The sequence below is a fragment of the Sphingobacterium sp. UBA865 genome (genome assembly GCF_002295765.1).
In the GTDB taxonomy this organism is placed as follows: domain Bacteria; phylum Bacteroidota; class Bacteroidia; order Sphingobacteriales; family Sphingobacteriaceae; genus Sphingobacterium; species Sphingobacterium multivorum.
On the sequence record NZ_DBGB01000001.1, the window covers coordinates 211,583 to 233,576 of the forward strand.

The window sequence follows — 21,994 nt, forward strand, 5'->3', positions numbered from 1 at the left end:
AGCCAATTTTGTATTGTAAATTAAAGCAGGCAAATATGGCGACAAACAGAGAAAATATATACATTCCATTGGAGGATGTAGAAAGCGAACACTGTGCATTAATCGTTGAAAAGGGATTGGCACAGGTAAAAGGCGTAGAAACCCATAAAGTAGAGCTGAACAACCGAAGGGCAGCGATTACAGTAGATAGCAATGAAACCGTAGGCGAGGCTGTTAAGGCAATTAAAGATTTAGGTTACGGAGTTCCTACGGTTAAAAGTGCTTTTCCGGTATTGGGGATGACCTGTGCATCCTGTGCGGGCAGTGCCGAAAGCATTGTGAAATACCAACCGGGAGTAGTTAATGCTTCCGTGAACTTTGCAACGGGCAATCTTACCGTAGAATATTTGCCCAATATGACCGATGCCTCCACCCTGCAAAAAGCGGTTCAGGGAGTAGGTTACGACCTATTGATTGAAGACGAAACCAAGCAGCAGGAAACGCTCGAAGCCATCCACGAAAAGAAATTCCGAACCTTGAAAAACAAGACCATTTGGGCAATTATCCTTTCCCTGCCCGTGGTAATCATAGGAATGTTCTTTATGGATATGCCCTATGCAGACCCGATAATGTGGCTCTTTTCCACGCCCGTTGTAATATGGTTGGGCAGGGATTTTTTTGTAAACGCTTGGAAGCAGGCAAAGCACCGTTCCGCCAATATGGATACGCTGGTGGCATTGAGTACAGGTATTGCCTACCTGTTCAGTGTTTTCAATATGCTGTTTGCCGACTTTTGGCATCAACGGGGACTGCATGCTCACGTATATTTTGAAGCGGCTGCCGTTATTATCGCATTCATCCTCTTGGGAAAACTGCTGGAAGAAAGAGCCAAAGGCAACACCTCTTCAGCCATTAAGAAGCTGATGGGCTTGCAGCCAAAAACGGTCATCGTGGTACAGGCGGACGGAACGGAAAAGCAGACCGCTATCGAAGACGTAAGCGCAGGCGATGTGATACTCGTAAAGCCCGGTGAAAAGATTGCGGTAGACGGCATGGTCATATCGGGCAATTCGTATGTGGACGAAAGCATGTTAAGCGGTGAGCCTGTACCTGTATTGAAAAAAGAAAAAGAAAAAGTATTTGCAGGAACGATTAACCAAAAAGGCAGCTTCCGGTTCAGGGCGGTAAAAGTGGGCAAAGAAACCATGCTTGCCCACATCATCAAAATGGTGCAGGATGCACAGGGAAGCAAAGCACCCGTACAGAAACTGGTCGATAGGATTGCGGGCATCTTTGTTCCCACAGTGATAGGTATTGCCATCCTGACATTTACGCTATGGTTGATTTTGGGAGGCGAAAACGGGGTTGTTCAAGGTCTGTTGGCAGCCGTTACGGTATTGGTCATTGCCTGCCCCTGTGCTTTAGGCTTAGCGACACCCACCGCTATTATGGTAGGCGTTGGTAAAGGTGCTGAAAATGGCATTTTGATAAAGGATGCCGAAAGTTTGGAACTGGCCAAAAAAGTAAATGCCATCGTTTTGGACAAAACCGGAACCATCACCGAGGGAAGACCACAGGTAACGGGCATTAAATGGCTGAACAATGAGGACACTGCAAAAGAAATCCTTTTGAGCATCGAAAAGCAATCCGAGCATCCATTGGCAGAAGCCGTAGTGAAGCATCTTGGCGATGTAGCGGCCACCTCTTTATCCATGTTCGACAGCATTACGGGCAAAGGCGCAAAAGCAGACCATGACAACGAAACCTATTATGTAGGCAACAAAAAGCTATTGGCAGAAAACAACATTGCCATTGCCGGAGAATTACAAGACCAGGCCGAAGAATGGGGCAAACAGTCTAAAACCGTTATCTGGTTTGCAAACAGCAAAAAGGCTCTTGCTGTAATCGCTATCGCCGATAAGATTAAGGAAACATCGGTGCAGGCTATCCGGGAAATGCAGGAAATGGGCATTGACCTGTATATGCTGACCGGAGATAATGAAGCTACCGCTAAAGCCATTGCGGAGCAGACAGGCATCAAGCATTACAAAGCCGAAGTTTTGCCACAGCATAAAGCCGACTTTGTGAAAGAACTGCAAAGTAAAGGAAAGGTAGTGGCAATGGTGGGCGATGGTATCAACGACAGCACCGCATTGGCAACAGCCGATGTAAGTATCGCAATGGGCAAAGGCAGCGACATCGCAATGGACGTAGCCAAGATGACCATCATTTCGTCCGACCTGACCAAGATACCGCAGGCAATACGCTTGTCCAAACAGACCGTAGCCACCATCAAGCAAAACCTGTTCTGGGCGTTTATCTACAACGTAATCGGCATTCCGGTAGCGGCAGGCATCCTTTACCCTGTTAACGGCTTCCTGCTCAACCCGATGATTGCGGGTGCGGCAATGGCATTGAGCAGCGTGAGCGTGGTCAGTAACAGCCTGCGGTTGAAGTGGAAGAAATAAAACAGTAAATCTCACAAATCAAACAAGAAATTACACAACAATAACTAACTGAATAGTACGGAAATTTGCATTATCAGATAACTCTAAAATTTGTAAACAATGGAAAATAAACAATTTCAATTCAAGACGAACATCAATTGCGGCGGCTGTATCGCATCTGTAAAGCCGCACTTGGACAAGGCAGAGGGCATCTGCCATTGGGAAGTGGACACGGCCAACAAGGACAAGGTACTTACCGTGAAGTCCGAGGGCATTACCGAGCAGGAAGTAATATCGACCGTGCAAAAGGCAGGCTTCAAAATAGAACCTTTGGATGCCTAAGCCAGCAACTTTTTGAAATGCCCTTTTTCCGGCCGAATTTCCATGAGGTTGGGTTGATGAAAAAGGGCATTTTATCAATTCTGAAAAAAGGCGATAGGTTATTGCGTATATGGCATTATTTTTCCATATAGCAAAAAAAACGTAAAACGATATAAAAAAAACCAATCTAATTTGTAACTTTGTTGCGTTGAAAAATTATAGAATACATATAGGCATTTTGACATTGTTCTGTTTGGTTTTCTTTATGATGCCAAGTCAGAGCTATGCCTGTTCCAAAAATTCAACAAAGACCGAGCAGTCTTTCTGCTCAAAGGAGAAATCCAAAAAATCAGAACATAAAAAAGGTTGCAAGAGCAAATCCTGTAAAAAATGCAAAAGTGACAAATGCGGGGGCGGTTGTTCCCACAGCTCTTGCAGGTGCGGTGCTTCAACCACTTCCCTAAATGTCCCAACCGTAATCGAATTAAAGGCAAAAAATCACTTAGCAGCAGCTAAAAAGCAAAAATTCGGTTTCAAAGAAGCCTACTATTCTTCGGGCTTTTTCTCCATTTGGCTACCGCCTAAAATAAGCTAAAACTATGGCCTGATAGCCATAGGTATGTCCTGTCAGAAGCTGTTCCGGCTTTTGCAAATCCCCTATTTGTATCATTTATTTAAAATTTAAAACAGAAATGGGTTTATCAATCCCCCGTTTCTCAAAATGTAATTATTATGAAATCATTATCAAAAATAGTGATGGTAATCGCCGTATTACTATCATCAATAAACGGCTTCGCACAAATCAAGAATGCGAAAACAGAAACCGTAAAGATTTACGGCAATTGTGGTATATGCAAAACCACCATCGAAAAGGCAGGTAACGTAAAAAAGGTAGCCAGTGTGGACTGGAACAAAGATACCAAGATGGCTACGCTCACCTATGACGGCGACAAAACAAATCAGGATGAAATCCTGAAACGTATCGCTTTGGCTGGTTATGACAGTGAGAAGTTCCGTGCGCCGGATGACGTATATGCTAAACTGGCTGGTTGCTGCCAGTATGATAGACCAGTGAAGACGGTTGCCAAAAACAAGGAGGCGGGAATGGACATGAATGCCGGACATGGCAATCACGACCATAGTCAAATGGCAGCTAACAAAGATGCAGCCCAAAACCAATCACAGCTAAAGGCTGTATTTGACAACTACTTTTCAGTGAAAGATGCTTTGATAAAAACCGATGCGGCGACCGCATCTGCCAAAGCCGCTGAATTGGCTGCATCCCTTAAAGCAGTCGATATGAATAAGCTATCGGCAGAGGAACATACGGCTTGGATGAAAGTGATGCAGGACTTGACGGCCAATGCGGAAAGCATTTCAAAATCAAAAGATGTTGCAAAACAAAGAAGTGCTTTTGCGGCACTTTCGGGAAGCATCTACACACTGGCCAAAGTGTCTAAACAGGATACTCCCGTTTATTACCAGCACTGCCCTATGTACAATGGAGGTAAGGGAGCCAATTGGCTAAGTAAAGAGAATGCTGTTAAAAACCCATATTACGGCTCACAGATGCTTACCTGCGGCAGTACGGTCGAAACCATTAAATAACAGGTCTGAAAGCTATGGTACAGTACAATGACATGGTGCAGGCGCTTAAAGACCTAAGACAGCGTGGATACAGTATGGACTTTAGTCTGTTGCCGGACTGCCTGTACTGTGCGTCAAGGAGCCTGAAACTAAAACCGGAGGATTTTACGGTTACGGAAACCCATAGGTTTGAAAGCCTCGACAGCAGTCCTGATAACAATGCCGTGATTTATGCCATATCGTCCAATGATGGTAAGAATAAAGGCGTACTTGTGGATGCCTATGGTGCTTATGCCGAAGAAATGACCCATGAGATGGCAAAAAAATTAAGTGCAACATAACTTTTAAAACCCCTTATTATGAAAAAATACACGTGTCCCATGCACCCGCAGGTGCTAAAAGACGAACCAGGCAAATGCCCGCTTTGTGGCATGGCACTGGTTCCCGTTGGCGGTAGCTCAGTTTCTCATGTACAAAAATCAGGACATGGGCATTCCGGGCATTCTCATCATAACCAAGCCAGAGATAGCTTTAACAAACATGAGGGGCATCATACAGGCGATTTTCTCGCTCGTTTTTGGATAAGCCTCGTCATTACAATCCCTATCCTGCTCCTGTCACACATGATACAGCAATGGTTGGGTTTCAGCCTTGCTTTCAATGGAGATAAATATGTGCTGCTGGCATTGGGTACAGTGATTTATAGCTATGGAGGCTTGCCGTTCCTAAAGGGAATGATTGGCGAGGTGAACGCCAAAGCCATAGGGATGATGACACTTGTTGCTATCGCTATATCCGTAGCCTATGTCTATTCCGTAGCCGTTGTATTTGGCTTGCAGGGCATGGACTTCTTTTGGGAACTGGCTACGCTTATCGACATCATGCTGTTAGGGCATTGGCTGGAAATGCGTTCCCAAATGGCTGCTTCACGGGCTTTGCAATCATTGGTTGCTTTGCTGCCTAACGATGTCACGGTGGAGCGAAACGGAGAAGTGGTAAAAATAAAGCTTGAAGACCTGCAAAGCGGTGAAACGGCTATCATAAAACCGGGTGAAAAAATTCCAGCCGATGGATTGGTACTGGAGGGGCTTTCGTATATCAACGAGAGCATGCTTACCGGAGAAAGTATTCCCGTGAAAAAGGAAAAGGACGGAAAGGTCATCGCAGGCTCTATCAATGGCGATGGTGCGCTGAAAGTTAAGGTAACAGCCGTTGGAAAAGACAGCTACCTGAACAGGGTTATCAATCTTGTGCAGGAGGCACAAGCTACTAAGTCCAATACGCAAAACCTTGCGGACAAAGTTGCCAAATGGCTCACCTTTATTGCCATTGCCGTTGGCATAGGCACATTTGCCTATTGGTATGCAAGCAGTGGAGATATTGCCTTTGCGCTTGAAAGAATGGTGACGGTAATGGTAACGGCCTGCCCGCACGCATTGGGCGTGGCTATCCCGTTGGTGGTCGCCATTTCCACAACGCTATCGGCGACCAATGGTCTGCTCATCCGCAACCGCACAGCATTTGAAACCACCCGAAAACTTTCCACTGTCATTTTTGATAAGACCGGAACGCTCACCAAAGGTTCCCATGCCGTAGAAAAGGTTATACCGTTAACAGACGAATATAATGCCGATGAGGTTATCCAGTATGCTGCCGCAGTACAGCAAAATTCGGAACACCATATCGCCAAAGGCATTATGGCTACATTGAAAGAAAAGAGCCTTGCCTTATGGAAGTCTGAAAACTTCAGCTATATGCAGGGCATAGGTGTTAAAGGTGTTGTGAACGGGAAAAATGTCGTAGCTGGCGGCCCGAATTATTTCACCGAAAACCACCTTTCCCTGCCTGAAATTCCAAACGAAATCAATCAAGAGGCCGAAACGGTCAACTTTGTCCTCATTGATGACCGGGTAATCGGCATCATTACTTTGGCAGACAGCATCCGTGAGGGTTCGGCACAGGCGATTGAGGAACTCAAAAAAATGGGCATCAAGTCCTTTCTGCTCACCGGGGACAACGACAGGATTGCTGCTGCCGTAGCCGGAAAATTGGGTATGGACGGGTATTTGGCTAATGTGCTTCCGCACAACAAGCAGGAGAAAGTAAAGGAGTTTCAGGCAAAAGGCGAAATCGTAGCAATGACTGGTGATGGTGTAAATGATGCACCTGCACTGGCACAGGCAGATGTGGGCATTGCCGTGGGTTCCGGTACGGACGTGGCTGCCGAAACAGCGGATATCATATTGGTAGACAGCGACCCGAGGGATGTGGTCAAACTGATTGACTTCGGCAAACTTACCTACAAAAAGATGGTACAGAACCTTATATGGGCGGTTGGCTACAACGTGGTGGCAATACCGCTTGCGGCAGGCGTACTCTATCCGAATTTTGTTTTAAGTCCCGCTATGGGTGCTGTGCTGATGAGTGTAAGCACCATTGTAGTGGCTATTAACGCAAGTTTTTTAAAAATCAAAAAATAAATAAAAATGAAAAATCTAACATTATCAATCATTGCTGTTATCATGGCATTTGTAACAGTATCATGCAATCAGGCATCCAACAAAAACGAGCAGTCTTCAAGTGATACTGCTGTTGTATCACAAGAACAGTCAGCTTCCCAACCAAAAGAGGATGATACGGTAGCTGCGCCCGTTGTGAGTGAAACTCCGAGCGGTCAGGAAGCAAAAGCAACAGGAAAAGAAGAAGCAAAAAACTTTTCTATTGCGCCCATAGTTACCGATTATCTGTCCTTAAAGAACGCCCTTGTTTCGGACGATGACAAAGCTGCCGCCAGTTCAGGGAAAAAGCTGTTAGCTACCCTGAATAAAGTGGACATGAAAGCCGTTCCTGCCGATAAGCACAAAAAGTACATGGACATAGCGGACGATGCTAAAGAACACGCAGAACATATCGGGGAAAATGTCGGCAACATCCACCACCAGCGGGAACATTTGGCCTCGCTTGGCGAAGATTTGAAAGACCTGATTGATTTGTTCGGTACATCGCAAACATTGTATCAGGACCATTGCCCGATGTTCAATGACGGTAAGGGTGCTGTTTGGTTCAGCGAAAACAAGGAAATCAAAAACCCTTACTACGGTTCTAAAATGCTGACCTGCGGTAAGGTGGAAAAAACAATTAACAGCAAATAAAATTCAGGGTTATGGAAAATATGCAAAACAGTCACCATGCGGGTCATTCCTCGGAGCATGGCACGCACAATACAAAACATGCTTCGGCCATGTACAAACGCTTTGCGGTGATGGCTGTCGCAATGTTCGCAGTGATGTATTTTATCATGTACGCCATGATTGACGGGTGGCAGAACCTGATACCCAATATCAACAATTTGTACATGACCCTGCTGATGACCTCGGCAATGCTGCTTATCGAATTAGCGATAATGAAAGTAATGTACCCCAACAGGAAGATGAATTGGGCGATAGCCATCATCTCGGTTGCTGTTGGCATCTTTTCATGGTTTGGTATCAGGGAACAAATCAATGTCGGGGACAAGCAGTTTGCAAAGGGTATGATACCCCATCACGCAGCAGCCATATTGATGTCCGAAAAGGCACACCTGACCGACCCGGAACTGATAGAGCTGCAAAAAAATATACTTAAAACCCAAGCGGAAGAAATTGAACTAATGAAGCGCAAGCTAAAAGAGTTTGAAGAAAGTAAATAATAAAATTTAAAAAAACAAGTTTGGACATGAACAAAATAATAATTGGCTTTATTTCCTTATTAACCCTGCTATTCACCGCTTGCGGTCAGGCGGGGTCAAATAAGGATGAAGCGGAACAGCAGCATTCGCAGGCAACTCCGGAAAGCAACGGACATACTACCCAAATAGGTGAATTGGTTCCATCGGATGAAGTCTGCATGGTCAACGATGCCTATATCGGCAAAAAGCAGTTTGAAGTAAAATTTGATGGTAAAACCTATTACGGATGTTGCGAAATGTGTAAGGAACGTATTCCAAAAGATGCGACCGTGCGGATGGCGATAGACCCCTATTCCCATAAGCAGGTAGACAAAGCTAATGCGGTGATTGCTGTGACAGGAAATAACGGTGAAGTTTCTTATTTTGAAAACAAGGAGAATTATGCCAAGTATGTGAAAAAACAGTAGACACAAAAAGATGAAGCCACAATAAAATAATTATGACCATAAAGAAGAAAATCATATTGGGGCTGGCTGTCGTCCTGATTGCCATACAGTTCTTTCAGCCCTTACGGAACCAGGCGGTTGAAGTGCCAGCCACCCATATCGAAAGGGTGTACGCCGTACCCCAAAATGTAAAGGCTATCCTTGTTCAGTCCTGTTATGACTGCCATAGCAACAATACCCATTATCCGTGGTACAGCCGTATCCAGCCCGGCGCATGGTACATGGCAGAGCATATAAAAAAGGGGAAAGAGGAACTCAACTTTAGCGAATTTGGCGACTATTCTGTCCGCAGGCAGCGAAACAAGTTCAGGGCTATGGCCGGGCAGGTTAAGGACGGGGAAATGCCGTTGTCATCATACACACTAATTCATCGCAATGCAGTATTGTCACCGGAGGATAAGCAGGTTTTGATAGCGTGGTTTAGCACAATGGAAGACAGCATTAAATAAAATTTTTCAAATCATGAACAGATATAATAAAATACCTATAAGAATTTTGCAAACAGTGCTGATACTGCTTTGCACGCAAACGCTGTTTGCACAGAGAGTGGTGCATTACGAGCTGTATGTAAAAGATACGCTTGTAAACTATGCAGGTAAGCAAAAAAGGGCAATTGCCGTAAACGGGCAAATCCCCATGCCCACCCTTACCTTTACCGAGGGCGACACTGCCGAAATAGTGGTGCACAACCAATTGAAAGAAAGCACATCACTTCACTGGCATGGTGTGTTCCTGCCCAATAAAGAAGACGGTGTGCCCTGGCTTACACAAAAACCCATCGCACCGGGCACAACCTACACCTACCGTTTTCCGATTATCCAGCATGGTACGCACTGGTACCATTCCCACTCAGGATTGCAGGAGCAGATTGGCATGTACGGAAGTTTTATCATGAAGAAAAGAAGCGATGATAAGACATTCAGAAAAGGAATTGACGATTTGCCGACCGTTCCAATTATATTAAGTGAGTGGACAAATCTTAACCCCGATAATATCAACCGTATGCTACACAATGCAAATGATTGGGCGGCCATTAAGAAAGGCGCAACACAATCATATGTTGAAGCTATTAAGGAGGGAAAATTAGGGGTAAAGGTAAAAAACGAGTGGAAGCGGATGCTGGCGATGGATGTCAGTGACGTTTACTATGATAAAATCCTAATAAATGCTAGCCATAGCACCGATTTGAAAACAATTGATGGTAAAAAGCTAAAAGCAGGCGACAAAGTCAGATTGCGTGTTTCCAATGGAGGGGCGTCTTCATATTTCTGGCTACGGTATGCTGGAGGAAAAATTACAGTAGTAGCGAATGATGGGAATGATGTTGAGCCTGTAGAGGTGGACAGGTTAATCATTGCCGTTTCTGAAACTTACGATATTGTAGTGACTATCCCTCAAGATGGTTTGGCTTACGAGTTCTTAGCAACAACCGAAGACAGGACACAATCTGCGAGTTACTTTATAGGTGATGGGGTCAAACAGCTTATTTCTCCACTCCCACGATTGAAGTATTTCGAGGGGATGAAGATGATGAACGATATGATGAAAATGAATGGCGATTTGGACGATATGGGCATGAAGATGAGCCTTAACCAAATGGACATGAATGTAGTGATGTATCCCGAAATTACCGGAGATGCAACAAAAAAAGCAGACCACAGTAAGCATGAGGGTATGGATATGGATAACGACGCTAACCGTTACAACGCTAATGCCTTGGGAGACATCAAAACATTAAATTATGCTATGTTGCAATCACCTTATAACACCTCTCTTCCAAATGATGCGCCTGTAAAAGAGTTGAAATTCACACTTACTGGCAACATGAACCGCTATGTATGGAGCATGGATAATAAAATACTTTCGGAAACTGACAAAATACCTGTAAAAAAAGGAGAAATTCTACGGATTACCATTTATAATAATTCAATGATGCGGCATCCAATGCATCTTCACGGATTTGATTTCAGGGTGATAAACGGAAAAGGCGAAAAATCGCCGCTTAAAAATGTGTTGGATATCATGCCTATGGAAATAGATACCATTGAGTTTTTAGCAAATGAGGAAGGTGATTGGTTCTTTCATTGCCATATATTATATCACATGATGGCGGGAATGAACAGGGTCTTTGAAGTTGGAGACTACAATAACCCCTATCTACCCGACAAGGCAAAAGCCTATAAAGAATTGCAAAGAGAAAGTAATATGCCTCATTTTATGGCACAAAACGATTTTGCAACCAATGGTAATGATGGAGAAGCTATGCTAATGAATGCACGCTACCAATTAGGAACAGAATGGCGTTTAGGCTATAATAGTATGCACGGTTATGAAGTAGAAACCCATTTAGGTAGATACATTGGAAAGATGCAATGGTTCATGCCCTTTGTAGGTTTTGATTACCGCTACCGTAAAATGGGAGAAGATGAACACGAAAAGAACATATTTGGACAAACCAACAAGAAAGACACCCGCAGGGCGTTCAGTTTAGGGTTTATGTATACGTTACCTATGCTGGTCAATTTTCAGGCAGAAGTATATCATGATGGAATTGTGAGATTGCAGTTAATGCGTGAAGATATACCAATTTCAAAAAGACTAAGAGGTGGTTTTATGGTGAATACCGACTTAGAGTATATGGGAGAACTTAGGTATATCATTAATAAGAATATAGGTATACGTACCCACTATGATAGCGATATGGGCTTTGGTGTGGGGCTGGCATTGACTTATTAAAATTAAATAACTAAGGGTTGTAAACTGCATAACCGTAAAAAAATATCGGTAAAAAAAAGGAGGTGATGCAGGTGTAATTCGCAAAGACTAACCTGCATCATACTACAACCCTTTAAAGTATGCAACAAAAATCTATCTATCGTTCCATCATCAATACGGTAGAGGTTGAATTTTTTTAAGCAGTAATTGCATCATAAGCTAATACGAACAGTGTTAGCTTTTCTGTATTAACCAATAATATATTACATCAAAATGAAGCGAATGGATAAATTTTACAATGAAACATATCTTAAATTGGAAACTGCAATCCAGGAACTGGAGATTGAAACCGACTGCCCCATAAAAAGAATTGAAGCCGTTATACACCATATCATACAAAGCCTTGCCGACTTAAAGGACTTTGTACTGAAAAATGACTTTAAGAATATGGCAGAAGAAATCCATTTTTTCAAGTATCAGAAACCTGTTATTGTTTCAAAGCTCATCTACTACAATGCCATCTATAAAATCGAAACAAGAAGACCCTACGGGAACAAGCGTACCAAGAAATATTTTACCAAAGAACTGAAAAAGCTAAAAAGGTTCTTTGAAAACAACCTTGATTTTTACAAGTATTACCGCAGCAATAATTCTTTCGTTGACGAAAAATTCTTTGTGCGTGGCAAGCACGATATAAGGCTGTGGTTAGACACATTTTATTTTGAAGCAGACCATCGTTTTTCTACTTCACACGATTATAAGGTTGCCAAGATTATTGCCAATGACCTGATACAAGTTTATTTGGAAGACAGGCTCAATAACATCAATGTGAAAAGGGGTTCGGACAATTCATTGAAATGGACGGCAAGCAAAACGGCACTGACTGAACTCATATATGCACTGTACTCCCACGGTGTATTTAACAATGGGAATACAGATATAAAATTGATTGCTAAAGCATTTGAAGATGCCTTTAATATTGAATTGGGCGATTTTTACCATACGTTTATGGAACTGAAAGCCCGTAAGATAAACCGAACCAAATTCCTTGACAGCCTGTGTGAAGCCCTAATAAAAAAAAATGGACGAAAAGGACGAAAAGTAACGACTATTATAATACGCCACGAGGTGAATGAACGCCTTTTGTCCGTATAATGCTTTCCTGCACCTTTGGGGCTTCATTCTGCTTTTCTGCCTGCTCCGAAGCATCTTGTTTGGTTTCCGGCGTAATAGATAGCTGTATCTTTCTTTCTACGGCAGCCAGTTCCGTTTTAAGATCACTCAATCGACTTTCCTTAGCCCAAGTACCGTTAACCACTTCCTGAAGTATCGGTAGGTCTTTTGGTATTTCAGCGATTTTCTCCTGCTCCTGCTTCACAAAGCCCGGCAGTTTTTCCAAAGCCCTTAAAAAATTCATTGCGGCGGTTTCGGGGTCTTTTGCCATCAGACCGTTATTGTAGGTGTACTTGATATTGCCCTCGCCAGTTATAAAAAATCTATTGACCCTTTCGAGTGTTGAATTATCCTTTGGAAGTTCTGTTTTAACCAATAATTGAAACCCGTAGAGGTTGCCTATTTCACGATAGTCGCCTGCCGTGCGGGCTTTGTTCGCAATCTCGTTCAGTTTTGCGCCTATTTGTTTCGGATTTGCATTGGGCGGCAAGCCATCTAACAGCACAGGGTTTTCGATTGTAAATATAAAATATTTAAAAGATGATAAAGATCTTGAAGGAATAATATCACTTCAGGGAGAGGTGCGCATGGGAGGAAGTAATAAAATAGTACCAAATGCAGAAATTGAAATTCGGGATACAAATAATAAATTAATTGCTAAAAAAACAGCTGATAGTAAAGGAAGATTTAAGTTTACCATAAAAACTGAACCTACTGTCGGGAATATTAATATAAATGGATCCGATGGAAATTCATTAGGTGAACTTGAAATCGCAAAAGTTGATATGGGTCGATTTTATTCACAAATAGAAATAGCTGTGAAACTGTTTATTATAAATGGAGTTATGAAAAGCACAGTACCCCTTTCGAAAAAAGAGATTAAAGAAATCAAGAATCAAAATAATAAATAGATATAAATGAGAATCAACTCAGAAAAATTATTAATATTGAAATGAGTTAGATTTTAGAGGTAGGTACAAGCAAGTTAAAAAAAAGCTTTTGATGGTGCTAAAAATTTCATCTTGTTTACAACGGAATCTATTCATATAAAGAATTTTTGTTTATTATTTGAAATATAAAAAAGGTCCAAATTTATAATGGCATTACGCATAAAGTTAAACCTTTGTGGTTTTAAACTTCTTCTTTTGCTAACACTCTTTAGCTGTTCCACAAAGAAGAATTATAACGACTGGGTTGATATAGACCAAAACAACTGCAGCAGCTATAGCCAACGAGGTAAAGGTTATACAGATGATGAGATATCGCCTTTAATAAAAGGCAAAGTGAGAATGTGCCATAATAATGAAAATGTTCCTTCTGCTAGAGTTTTCTTTCTTAGTTCAGAGAGTGATACAATTGGTACAGCCATCACCGATAAAAATGGAGAATTTTCGCTAACGATCCCATCCGAGGGATTGCTCCATGGAAAAATTATTGTAGATACATTTGGAACGGGGATGACTATCGAACATGTTTACATTGCGACAAATTTTAAAACCTACGCCTTAGACATAAAATTACCAAGGCAGCCCATGTATATTAATGAAATAGGTTCAAAAAAGGACCAGAAAAAGTTGAGGAAAGAAGTTGAAAAAGCAAATAGAAAACATAGATAGGTGTTATAAGTTGATCTGGGCTATTAAAATTTTAGTCTTTTTTTTGATCTTTTGTTTCTCATCATGTTCTGTCATCAGACCTAAAACAATAAACAATAAAGTATTGGGCGGGTACGAATCTTCAAGCTATTTAGACGAGAACGATTCGGAAGATTCTGTGACGATTTCAGGCATTATCACTGAAGCTAAGAAAAAAAGGAAGGTACCCAATGCAGAGATACGATTTTTAGACTCGGAAGGAAATACGCTCAAAAAAGTATCTTCAGACACAGATGGATCATTCAGTACAAGACTGGCAAAACTCACAAAATTTGGAAGTATCGAAATTGATGGAAATAGTGCTGGTTTTCTCACTATAGCAAACATAGACTTTGGTATTTTTGTCAATAATACCAGAATAAAAGCGAGATTATTCAAGTACGATTATTCTGCAACGGAGTTAGAATTTTACAAGAAAGAAGATCGAGACCAGCTAAAGCGAGAGATAGAAGAAATGAAAAAACAAAAGAGGTAACAGCATCGTACCACAAAGTGTATTAATTATAGAAATGGAGACTGTAACATGAACTGTGTCAGAGGAATAATTCAATAAGATTATGTATATTCAATTATTCAAACGACACGGTCATGAAAGAAAAAGACCCATTCGACTTTGAACGCTTCAAGGCAGAAGCCATGCAAGGTCTTTACGAAGGTAAAAGTTTGTCTCCCAATGATGGCGTCCTAGCGCCGTTAATGAAGCATCTGTTGGAATCAATGATGGATGGAGAACTGGAAAACCACTTGAACGAAGAGAAAGCTTCGGGCAATAGCAATCGTCGAAATGGCAAGACAAAAAAGACAGTCCGAGGTCTCAATTGTTAATTCGCATATAGATACCCCCAGCAATTCGCATTAAAATGCCACCACCTTAAACAATTAAGGTTTTACTTGTTGAGAGTATAATAAACTCTCAGCGTTATGTATAAAGTGGCTATGTACAATACGATAAAAACACTTTTGGAACACGGCAAATCTTTGCGGGAGATCTCAAGGGAACTTGGGATGTGCCGCAAGACCGTTTCGCGTATCCACATTTAACATGTATTGTTTTGATAGAGGACTGCGTAAGCTGGTAACCGCTGAACTCGAAAAGATAGAAGTCGCAATCAGAGCAAAAATGATTTATATATTGTCTCATCAATATGGTCCTTTTTGGTATAGTGCCCCTAACCTGTTCGAATCTCTCCAGCTCCACTTAAGGGGACACTTAATAGAAAGCACCCCCTTTCTTTATACCCATAAAGAACTATGAGTCAAAATGTTAAAACACCTACACATAGAGTTAGAAAATTTCAACAAAATGTTTAGTCTTAGGTTATCAATTATTAGCAGACGTGGTCATTAAACCGAAGCATTTCTAAACACATCCGGCCGTTATGATAAGGACATTTCCAGAAACCCGCCTTATCATCGTTACGATTCATTTGTCCATCGGGCAATACACTCCAGTACCATTCTCCAAATTGAACATCAATAAGTTTTGTCTGAATAAATTTCCAGACATTTTCTGCTAAATCTAAAAACTTGGAATCAGGTACAATTTTGGACAGATAGCTATAACCAACTACTGCCTCGGCCTGTACCCACCAATGTCTTTCGTCATCTAAATGACCATCTCTAAATTCGTAAGCCATACTTCCGTCAGGAAGGATCCCCTCCACGGCGGCGAGGCCAATGCTGGTCACAATATCTTTGATGGATTGGGAGAGTGCGGGAATATTCAATACGGTAGTAGCTTCCCACAAAAGCCATGCTGCTTCAATATCATGACCATATGATATGGTATCAGTTGTTGAGTTCCACTCCCGATCAAAAAAAAGATTGAGATGCCCTGTACGCGAATCATAGATTTTGCTAACGAAAAGATCGACCAGATCCTTTTGGGCTGAAATTAATTGATCATCTGGCCACACCTGTAGCAGATTGGTATAGGGCTCAAGAATATGTAAATGAGTATTCATGGTCTTGACCTGATTCTCGTCTTTTTCACTCAGCCGCATATCGGCTATCGGTGACCAGTCGCGCGAAAATGCTTCCAAATATCCGCCAGACTCATCATCAAAAGTATGCTCAATCAACTTAAAAAGATCTATTGATAACTCCAAAGCTTCGGATATTCCCGTAGCTCTGTAAAACTCCGAGAAACCATACAGTGCAAAGCCCTGTGCATAGGTCTGTTTTTTTGTATTGAGGGGCTTGCCCTGATAATCAAGCTCCCAATAAACTCCCCCATATTCTTTATCGATAAAATTATCGCGTAGGTAGTGGTAAGCCCGTTCAGCCATTCGTAAATAGGATATATCGTTAAATTGGCGATAGGCAGCTGAGAACGTCCAGAGGATCCTCGCGTGCATAACAGCTCCTTTGCTAGCATAGGGCACCAAATGATTATGCCCATCCATCTTTCCGTAAAAACCGCCAAATTCCAGATCGACCATTTTTTCACTCCAAAATGGAAGTATGTTGTTTTCAAGTATTTCTCTAAAACGATTCATTTAATTCAAGCTAAATGTATTGATTCATCTATTTTTTTTCAAGATCAGCCTCTCTTTTATTCTTTAGATCATTAAGGATCAGATCCATCCGTTTTTCGCTCAAAGGGTAAAAACTTATGAACAACACGGATAATACAGTACCGATTGCAGGGAAAAAACTCAAGAACATCCGAATACCATGAAGTGCTTCGTCACTCTGCTGCTGATTGGCCTGAAAACCATAATAGGCCAATAGCCAACCTGTCAGAGCCGTCCCAAATGCCCAGCCGAGCTTCTGACTCATCGATGAAGAACTAAAGATCAAACCTGTTGCCCTATTGCCTGTGCGTAGTTCGGAATAATCTGCACAGTCGGCATACATCGACCAAAGCAAGGGAAATACGCTCCCGGCGCAAATACTGATGAGTACCTGAAGAGAAAATATAAGAATTAGATCTTCTTTGCCCAACCAGTAAAAGGCAATACTTCCCACCGTAGCAATAAGCATGGCAATCATATAGGTGCTTTTTTTTCCGATACGATTACTGACAGGAGCTGCTAATACAACACCTAATATATTAGCAGCTTGCCCAAGGGCCAAATAAAGTCCACTTAATACAAATGGTACCTCAAAAATCATGATTCGGTCGATTTGATGCTCCTCAACATAATACTTGAAGTAGTATAGCGTTGCTCCATCCCGAATGGAATTAAAAACAAGAGCCGCCACCCCGGCTCCCAGCAGTATCCACCAAGGACCATTTTTTAGCAAGTCTCCGATATCTTGCTTTAATGTCGAGTGATGCGCCGTCACCTCTACAACCCTTTCCTTTGTCCAATAAAAACATAGCAAAAAAAGTATCGTTGAAAATGCAGCAATAACTAGTGCAGCCATAAACCAACCATGCTGAAGTGACGTAAGATCTGCTCCCGCCTTACTGAAAAAATCTATTAATGGGTTGAATAAAAGCAGGGTAACAAAACTCCCGATATAGGCGAATGTCATCCGAAAGGTAGCCAGTACATTACGCACTTTGGGAAAGGGACTCATTACACCCAATAATGATGCATATGGTACGTTGATCGCCGAATACACCATCATCATCAAGGAATAAGTCAGGTAGGCATAGATAATTTTTCCGGTATGCGAAAAATCAGGCGTATAAAATGTTGCTGCACCGATCAAACCAAAGGGTATGGCAACATAAAGGATGAATGGTCTGAACTTGCCCCAACGGCTCCGTGTACGGTCTGCAAGTGCACCTATAATGGGATCGAACAACGAGTCCCAAACTCTGGTGATCAAAAACATGGTACCAACAGCTTTCGCCTCCATACCAAAAATATCGGTATAAAAAAACATCAGGTACATACCAAACAGCTTCCAGAACATGGACGACGCTGCATCTCCCAGGCCATATCCGATTTTCTCTCTCAACGAGATTTTTTCATTTTCAATTCTCATAAGTAGGTATTCTGGATACAAATCTAACTATTCAGATTTTTTGAAGCGATCGTATGTACGACCTTGACTGATGCTGCTGACCGAAATCCATCCTGGGCTGTATTAAAACAATAATCAAGCAATCTGTCTATCGATGATAAGGCGACATGCATCCGTGTATCGCTCGAAGCATAATAGATATAAACGGTACCATCGGGGTCTGCGATCCAGCCATTTGAAAAGAGTACGTTGGAGACATCTCCTACTCTTTCTATACCCTTGGGTGCCATAAAATGTCCCGCGGGTTCAGCAATTATTTGGTCGGGATGTGCCAGATCTGTTACAAAAAGATAGAGTACATACCTAAGGCCTGCAGCACACATCCGTACGCCATGTGCCAGGTGTAGCCAGCCACGCTCGGTTTTAATGGGCGCTGGCCCTTGCCCATTCTTAAGCTCTTTAATGGTATGATAGTGTCGGTGATTTATAATTTTCTCTTCGGAAACAACCGCATTTTCCATACTGTCTACCAGCCCCCAACCTATTCCACCACCTTTGCCTGCATCAATAAAACTATCCTGTGGACGTGTGTAAAGTGCATACTTACCATCGACAAACTCGGGGTGGAGGACCACATTGCGCTGCTGACTGCTGGACTGTAAATCTGGCAAGCGTTCCCATGTGACCAAGTCGCGAGTACGTACAATGCCGGCAGCTGCAACTGCCGAAGATAGATCACCAGCAGGAGCTGCGGGATCTTTGCGTTCGGTACAGAAAATACCATAGATCCATCCGTCCGCGTGTAGCGTGAGACGCATATCATAGATATTGATATCTGGAATTTCGGTCTCGGGAATATCTATCGGATAATCCCAAAAATGGAAACCATCTATGCCATTTTCACTTTCGGCAATAGCAAAAAATGACTTGCGATCGTTGCCCTCTACACGCACAACCATAATATATTTGTCCTGCCACTTGATTGCCCCAGCATTGAATGTCCCATTGATGCCGAAACGCTCCATCAGAAAGGGATTTCTCTCCTCATCAAAATCATAACGCCAATGAAGTGGTGTATGATCAGCAGTCAGAACTGGATAGGTATACCGCTCGTATATCCCATTTCCTGGCAATAATGGCGTATTTTTTCGAGAAATTAGTTCCTGATGTGCTTGTTCGATAGCTTGTCTACGATTTTCAAATATTAAATTCATCTTCTATAAGTATAGTTTTGTTTCTCTTGTATATTTTCTATTTCTTGTGCTCTTTAAAGATCTGTTGGACAAATTTTTCCAATTGTCCCCTCCAGAATGACCATTCATGGCCAGCATCTGCCTGGTCATAGACATAATCAACCCCATAGCTTTTCAACTTCTGGAGAAAAGCTAAATGTCCGTTGTACCGAGGATCTTTGGTACCACAGCTGGACCAGATATAGACAGCTTGACTATTGGAAGAAGATTTTAAAGCTGACATATTGGGGATATAGCGATCAAAATCAAATGCTGGATCACTCAAAAGTCCCGAGCTAAATTGACCTATATATTGGAAAGTATCTTTATTTCGCATACCGATCACGAAAGCCTGCCCTCCTCCCATAGATAAACCAGCTATGGCCCGAGATGACTTATCCTTACCCACATTAAATCGTTGCTCGACAAGCGGCTTCACGTCGTTTAGCAACTCATCTTCAAGAAGATCCATCCCTTCAACTGAACTACCCCCGGCCCATGATCCATCCGTTAGACCATTGGTCATAACCACCAACATGGGTTTTATTTTTTTTTCGGCAATCAAATTATCCATGATATACGCAACACGCCCATCACGAAACCAACTCCCCTCATCATCTCCCCCACCGTGCCTGAGATATAAAACTGGCAGCGGTTTAGTTGACTGGACAGCTTGGGGTGGCACATAGACATAAAGGTTGCGCTGCTTATTTAATTTGCTAGCGGTATAGGTTAAGATGCGGAGTTCTCCGTGGTTGACGGCTCTTAACTGATCAACGGCAGGCTGACGTGCTATAATTTCCAATACACTGCCATACACTTCTGTGCCGTATTTGACTTTAGGATTGGCTAAATCTATAGAACGTTTTCCATCTACCACAAATACATACTGATAAATACCTGGCAATAGGGAGCTCGTAGATGCCGTCCAAACACCGCTTGTATCCTGTTCCATCGCCAATCTCATAATGTCCCAGTCGCCAATCTCGACCTGCACTTTGCTGGCTTGGGGAGCCTTCACACGGAAGGTAACCCGTCCACTGGAATCAATCGCAGGTGAAAATTTGCCTGTCGATGCCTGCCACCATCCGGCTGTGCTAAATGAGGATCCGTCCTGCTGTGCTTTAACAGGCAAATAGAGACCTAACAACGCTGTGCCCAATAAAATTAGTTTTTTCATCTGTATATCATTTGTTTTCAATGGTAATGAGGCCGCCAGATCTATTCTTCCCACTGTGTGGTTTGAATATTCATGGTGGTTTCATAATTTTTTATTCTGATTTCCAGCAATAGGTGCCTACTGCTCCAGCAGCTAACTTGATCATGCTGAATTTACCCTTATACTGAACTTTTACCTCCCGATCATAGAATGAACTGTTTGCAACAATCAGGACAATCTCTTTTTTGGGAGTAAGAAACGCAACATTGGGCAATACTCCACTATTCTGTACTGTAGTAACGCGTTTGATATCCGCGTTTTCCTCGTCCGTGGTAATGTCAATACCTTGATCATAAGGAGCATTGGAGGAAACACGTACCGATCCCGGCGGAACGAATTTTGAAATATGTGCAACAACGTAATAGGCCACATTTCTTGATACCTGATCTCCATCAATGGTAAGTGCGCCCTGACATATGGCACATCCACCATTATCTGTATGGGGATCATTATTGGGATCTGCGGCCAAATTCCACAATATCATATTCCGGCTCCAATTGCGCATGGTTCCGATAACAAGGCGTTCGGTCTGGTAGGCAAGGTTGCTGATTTTACTTTGGCTAGATTGAATGACCATCTGTTCTGTAAAATAGATATTTTTGTCAGGTCTAGCTTGATGCACCAATGACATCGTACCAATGTCACCTCCATAGTGGTGGAAACCGGATCCATCTACATATGGACCAATAGCAGGGTCATTCAACAGGGTCAATGGATAATCTGGCCGATCACAATTATGATCAAAAAGAATAATTTTTGTATCCGGCTTCAATTTGTTAAAGACGGGCAGTAAGTGGTCTCTTAGAAAATTGCGCATCTGCGATACAGAAAATGGCATACTGGGAGTATTCCTCGAATTGAGTGGTTCATTTTGCACGGTGATCATATGAATAGGGATCCCATTTTTTTCCATTTCCTGTACATAACGTAAAAGATAACGGGCATATACAGGATAACAGTCCGTCCTTAATGAACCGCCTTGAAACAGCTGTCCCACTTTCATCCACACAGGAGCAGTCCAGGGTGAAGCCATAATCTGAATTTTGGGGTTGATGGCCAAAATTTCTTTGAGTACAGGAATGACATGTTCGTAATCATGCCCCAGGCTGAAATTCAAAAGATCCGGATCTGCCTGGCCACCACTGAGATCATTATAGGTATAAACAAAGCTATTTAGATCGGATGCACCAATACTTAAACGGATAGCACTAATGGCGATTCCATCTCCGGCACTGAAAAGTTCGTGTAGAAGCTTAGACCTTTTATCGGGTACCATCTGATGTATCAGTTGGGCACTACCACCCGTCAGCGCAAACCCAAATCCATCAATAGTCTGGAATGCCTGTCTTTCGTCAATAACGATAGGTAGTTGACGCCCCCGTGATGTCGGCTCGAATACTGCCGGCGGCCCTGCGGAAAGCTGCGAAAGAGGCTGATCGTGGGTCACCCACTGGTTTAATTTGTGTTCTTGCGCCTTCAATTGAAAAACAGATAGGATCGCAAATAATAAGGCATATAATAATTTTGGATTTGGTCGTCGAATAATCATAATTTGTGAGCCTAGTCTGAATA

Annotated in this window: 21 protein-coding genes and 2 pseudogenes; 17 read left to right on the top strand and 6 right to left on the bottom strand. The window is 42.4% G+C overall.

Features of this window, described 5'->3' with window-relative positions; genetic code table 11:
• Positions 1 to 35: 35 nt before the first annotated feature.
• From B2O97_RS00890 to B2O97_RS00940, 11 genes and pseudogenes are all read left to right on the top strand, one after another.
• Entirely contained in the window at positions 36 to 2,447 is a 2,412-nt protein-coding gene (locus B2O97_RS00890) for a heavy metal translocating P-type ATPase (protein WP_286710010.1), read from the top strand.
• A gap of 99 nt (positions 2,448 to 2,546) precedes the next feature.
• Entirely contained in the window at positions 2,547 to 2,768 is a 222-nt protein-coding gene (locus B2O97_RS00895; RefSeq protein ID WP_002981097.1) for a heavy-metal-associated domain-containing protein, read from the top strand.
• Positions 2,769 to 3,479: 711 nt separating this feature from the next.
• Positions 3,480 to 4,355, top strand: coding sequence for a DUF3347 domain-containing protein (locus B2O97_RS00900; protein ID WP_034735069.1), 876 nt, complete (start codon positions 3,480 to 3,482; stop codon positions 4,353 to 4,355).
• Between the two features lie 14 nt (positions 4,356 to 4,369).
• Positions 4,370 to 4,675 (top strand): hypothetical protein, encoded by a 306-nt coding sequence (locus B2O97_RS00905; protein ID WP_002981094.1) that lies wholly within the window; start codon positions 4,370 to 4,372, stop codon positions 4,673 to 4,675.
• Positions 4,676 to 4,714: 39 nt separating this feature from the next.
• Complete coding sequence (locus B2O97_RS00910) at positions 4,715 to 6,814, top strand: heavy metal translocating P-type ATPase (RefSeq protein WP_414711300.1); 2,100 nt, start codon at positions 4,715 to 4,717, stop codon at positions 6,812 to 6,814.
• 6 nt (positions 6,815 to 6,820) lie between these two features.
• Positions 6,821 to 7,486, top strand: coding sequence for a DUF3347 domain-containing protein (locus B2O97_RS00915; protein WP_002993266.1), 666 nt, complete (start codon positions 6,821 to 6,823; stop codon positions 7,484 to 7,486).
• A gap of 11 nt (positions 7,487 to 7,497) precedes the next feature.
• The gene (locus tag B2O97_RS00920) at positions 7,498 to 8,022 is read left to right on the top strand and encodes a DUF305 domain-containing protein (protein WP_002993268.1); all 525 of its coding nucleotides are present in this window, start codon (positions 7,498 to 7,500) and stop codon (positions 8,020 to 8,022) included.
• Positions 8,023 to 8,048: 26 nt separating this feature from the next.
• Positions 8,049 to 8,468: a hypothetical protein gene (locus B2O97_RS00925; RefSeq protein ID WP_070566707.1), complete on the top strand. Its 420-nt coding sequence runs from the start codon at positions 8,049 to 8,051 to the stop codon at positions 8,466 to 8,468.
• Between the two features lie 32 nt (positions 8,469 to 8,500).
• Complete coding sequence (locus tag B2O97_RS00930; RefSeq protein WP_070566710.1) at positions 8,501 to 8,956, top strand: heme-binding domain-containing protein; 456 nt, start codon at positions 8,501 to 8,503, stop codon at positions 8,954 to 8,956.
• 13 nt (positions 8,957 to 8,969) lie between these two features.
• Entirely contained in the window at positions 8,970 to 11,243 is a 2,274-nt protein-coding gene (locus tag B2O97_RS00935; RefSeq protein WP_070566711.1) for a multicopper oxidase family protein, read from the top strand.
• Between the two features lie 261 nt (positions 11,244 to 11,504).
• Positions 11,505 to 12,327 (top strand): annotated as a pseudogene (locus tag B2O97_RS00940) (RteC domain-containing protein).
• A gap of 6 nt (positions 12,328 to 12,333) precedes the next feature.
• On the opposite strand, the gene B2O97_RS00945 reads toward B2O97_RS00940, so the two are convergent.
• Entirely contained in the window at positions 12,334 to 12,900 is a 567-nt protein-coding gene (locus B2O97_RS00945; protein ID WP_070566713.1) for a hypothetical protein, read from the bottom strand.
• Between B2O97_RS00945 and B2O97_RS00950 the strand changes: the two genes are divergently transcribed.
• The 6 genes and pseudogenes from B2O97_RS00950 (at position 12,875) to B2O97_RS00970 (ending at position 15,305) form a co-directional block, all read left to right on the top strand.
• On the top strand, positions 12,875 to 13,306 hold the full coding sequence (locus tag B2O97_RS00950; protein ID WP_139145004.1) for a hypothetical protein: 432 nt from the start codon (positions 12,875 to 12,877) through the stop codon (positions 13,304 to 13,306). The genes B2O97_RS00945 and B2O97_RS00950 overlap by 26 nt on opposite strands.
• A gap of 186 nt (positions 13,307 to 13,492) precedes the next feature.
• Positions 13,493 to 14,011, top strand: a complete 519-nt coding sequence (locus B2O97_RS00955) for a hypothetical protein (protein ID WP_070566717.1) — start codon at positions 13,493 to 13,495, stop codon at positions 14,009 to 14,011.
• A 43-nt stretch (positions 14,012 to 14,054) separates the two neighbouring features.
• Positions 14,055 to 14,525: a hypothetical protein gene (locus B2O97_RS00960; RefSeq protein WP_159333204.1), complete on the top strand. Its 471-nt coding sequence runs from the start codon at positions 14,055 to 14,057 to the stop codon at positions 14,523 to 14,525.
• Between the two features lie 113 nt (positions 14,526 to 14,638).
• A pseudogene (locus B2O97_RS00965) lies at positions 14,639 to 14,869 on the top strand (IS256 family transposase); the annotation flags it as partial.
• 117 nt (positions 14,870 to 14,986) lie between these two features.
• Complete coding sequence (locus B2O97_RS25170; RefSeq protein WP_368072492.1) at positions 14,987 to 15,091, top strand: helix-turn-helix domain-containing protein; 105 nt, start codon at positions 14,987 to 14,989, stop codon at positions 15,089 to 15,091.
• A 1-nt stretch (position 15,092) separates the two neighbouring features.
• On the top strand, positions 15,093 to 15,305 hold the full coding sequence (locus tag B2O97_RS00970) for an Abi family protein (protein ID WP_088162435.1): 213 nt from the start codon (positions 15,093 to 15,095) through the stop codon (positions 15,303 to 15,305).
• A 73-nt stretch (positions 15,306 to 15,378) separates the two neighbouring features.
• Here the strand turns inward: B2O97_RS00970 and B2O97_RS00975 are convergent, their stop codons facing one another.
• The 5 genes from B2O97_RS00975 to B2O97_RS00995 all read right to left on the bottom strand — a co-directional run bounded on the left by B2O97_RS00975 (position 15,379) and on the right by B2O97_RS00995 (position 21,971).
• Entirely contained in the window at positions 15,379 to 16,548 is a 1,170-nt protein-coding gene (locus B2O97_RS00975; protein ID WP_070566725.1) for an AGE family epimerase/isomerase, read from the bottom strand.
• Positions 16,549 to 16,576: 28 nt separating this feature from the next.
• Positions 16,577 to 17,992, bottom strand: coding sequence for an MFS transporter (locus B2O97_RS00980; protein ID WP_070566727.1), 1,416 nt, complete (start codon positions 17,990 to 17,992; stop codon positions 16,577 to 16,579).
• Positions 17,993 to 18,015: 23 nt separating this feature from the next.
• Complete coding sequence (locus tag B2O97_RS00985; protein WP_070566729.1) at positions 18,016 to 19,185, bottom strand: glycosidase; 1,170 nt, start codon at positions 19,183 to 19,185, stop codon at positions 18,016 to 18,018.
• Positions 19,186 to 19,222: 37 nt separating this feature from the next.
• On the bottom strand, positions 19,223 to 20,383 hold the full coding sequence (locus tag B2O97_RS00990; RefSeq protein WP_070566731.1) for an alpha/beta hydrolase: 1,161 nt from the start codon (positions 20,381 to 20,383) through the stop codon (positions 19,223 to 19,225).
• A 91-nt stretch (positions 20,384 to 20,474) separates the two neighbouring features.
• Positions 20,475 to 21,971: a glycoside hydrolase family 30 protein gene (locus tag B2O97_RS00995; protein WP_070566733.1), complete on the bottom strand. Its 1,497-nt coding sequence runs from the start codon at positions 21,969 to 21,971 to the stop codon at positions 20,475 to 20,477.
• Positions 21,972 to 21,994 lie beyond the last annotated feature (23 nt).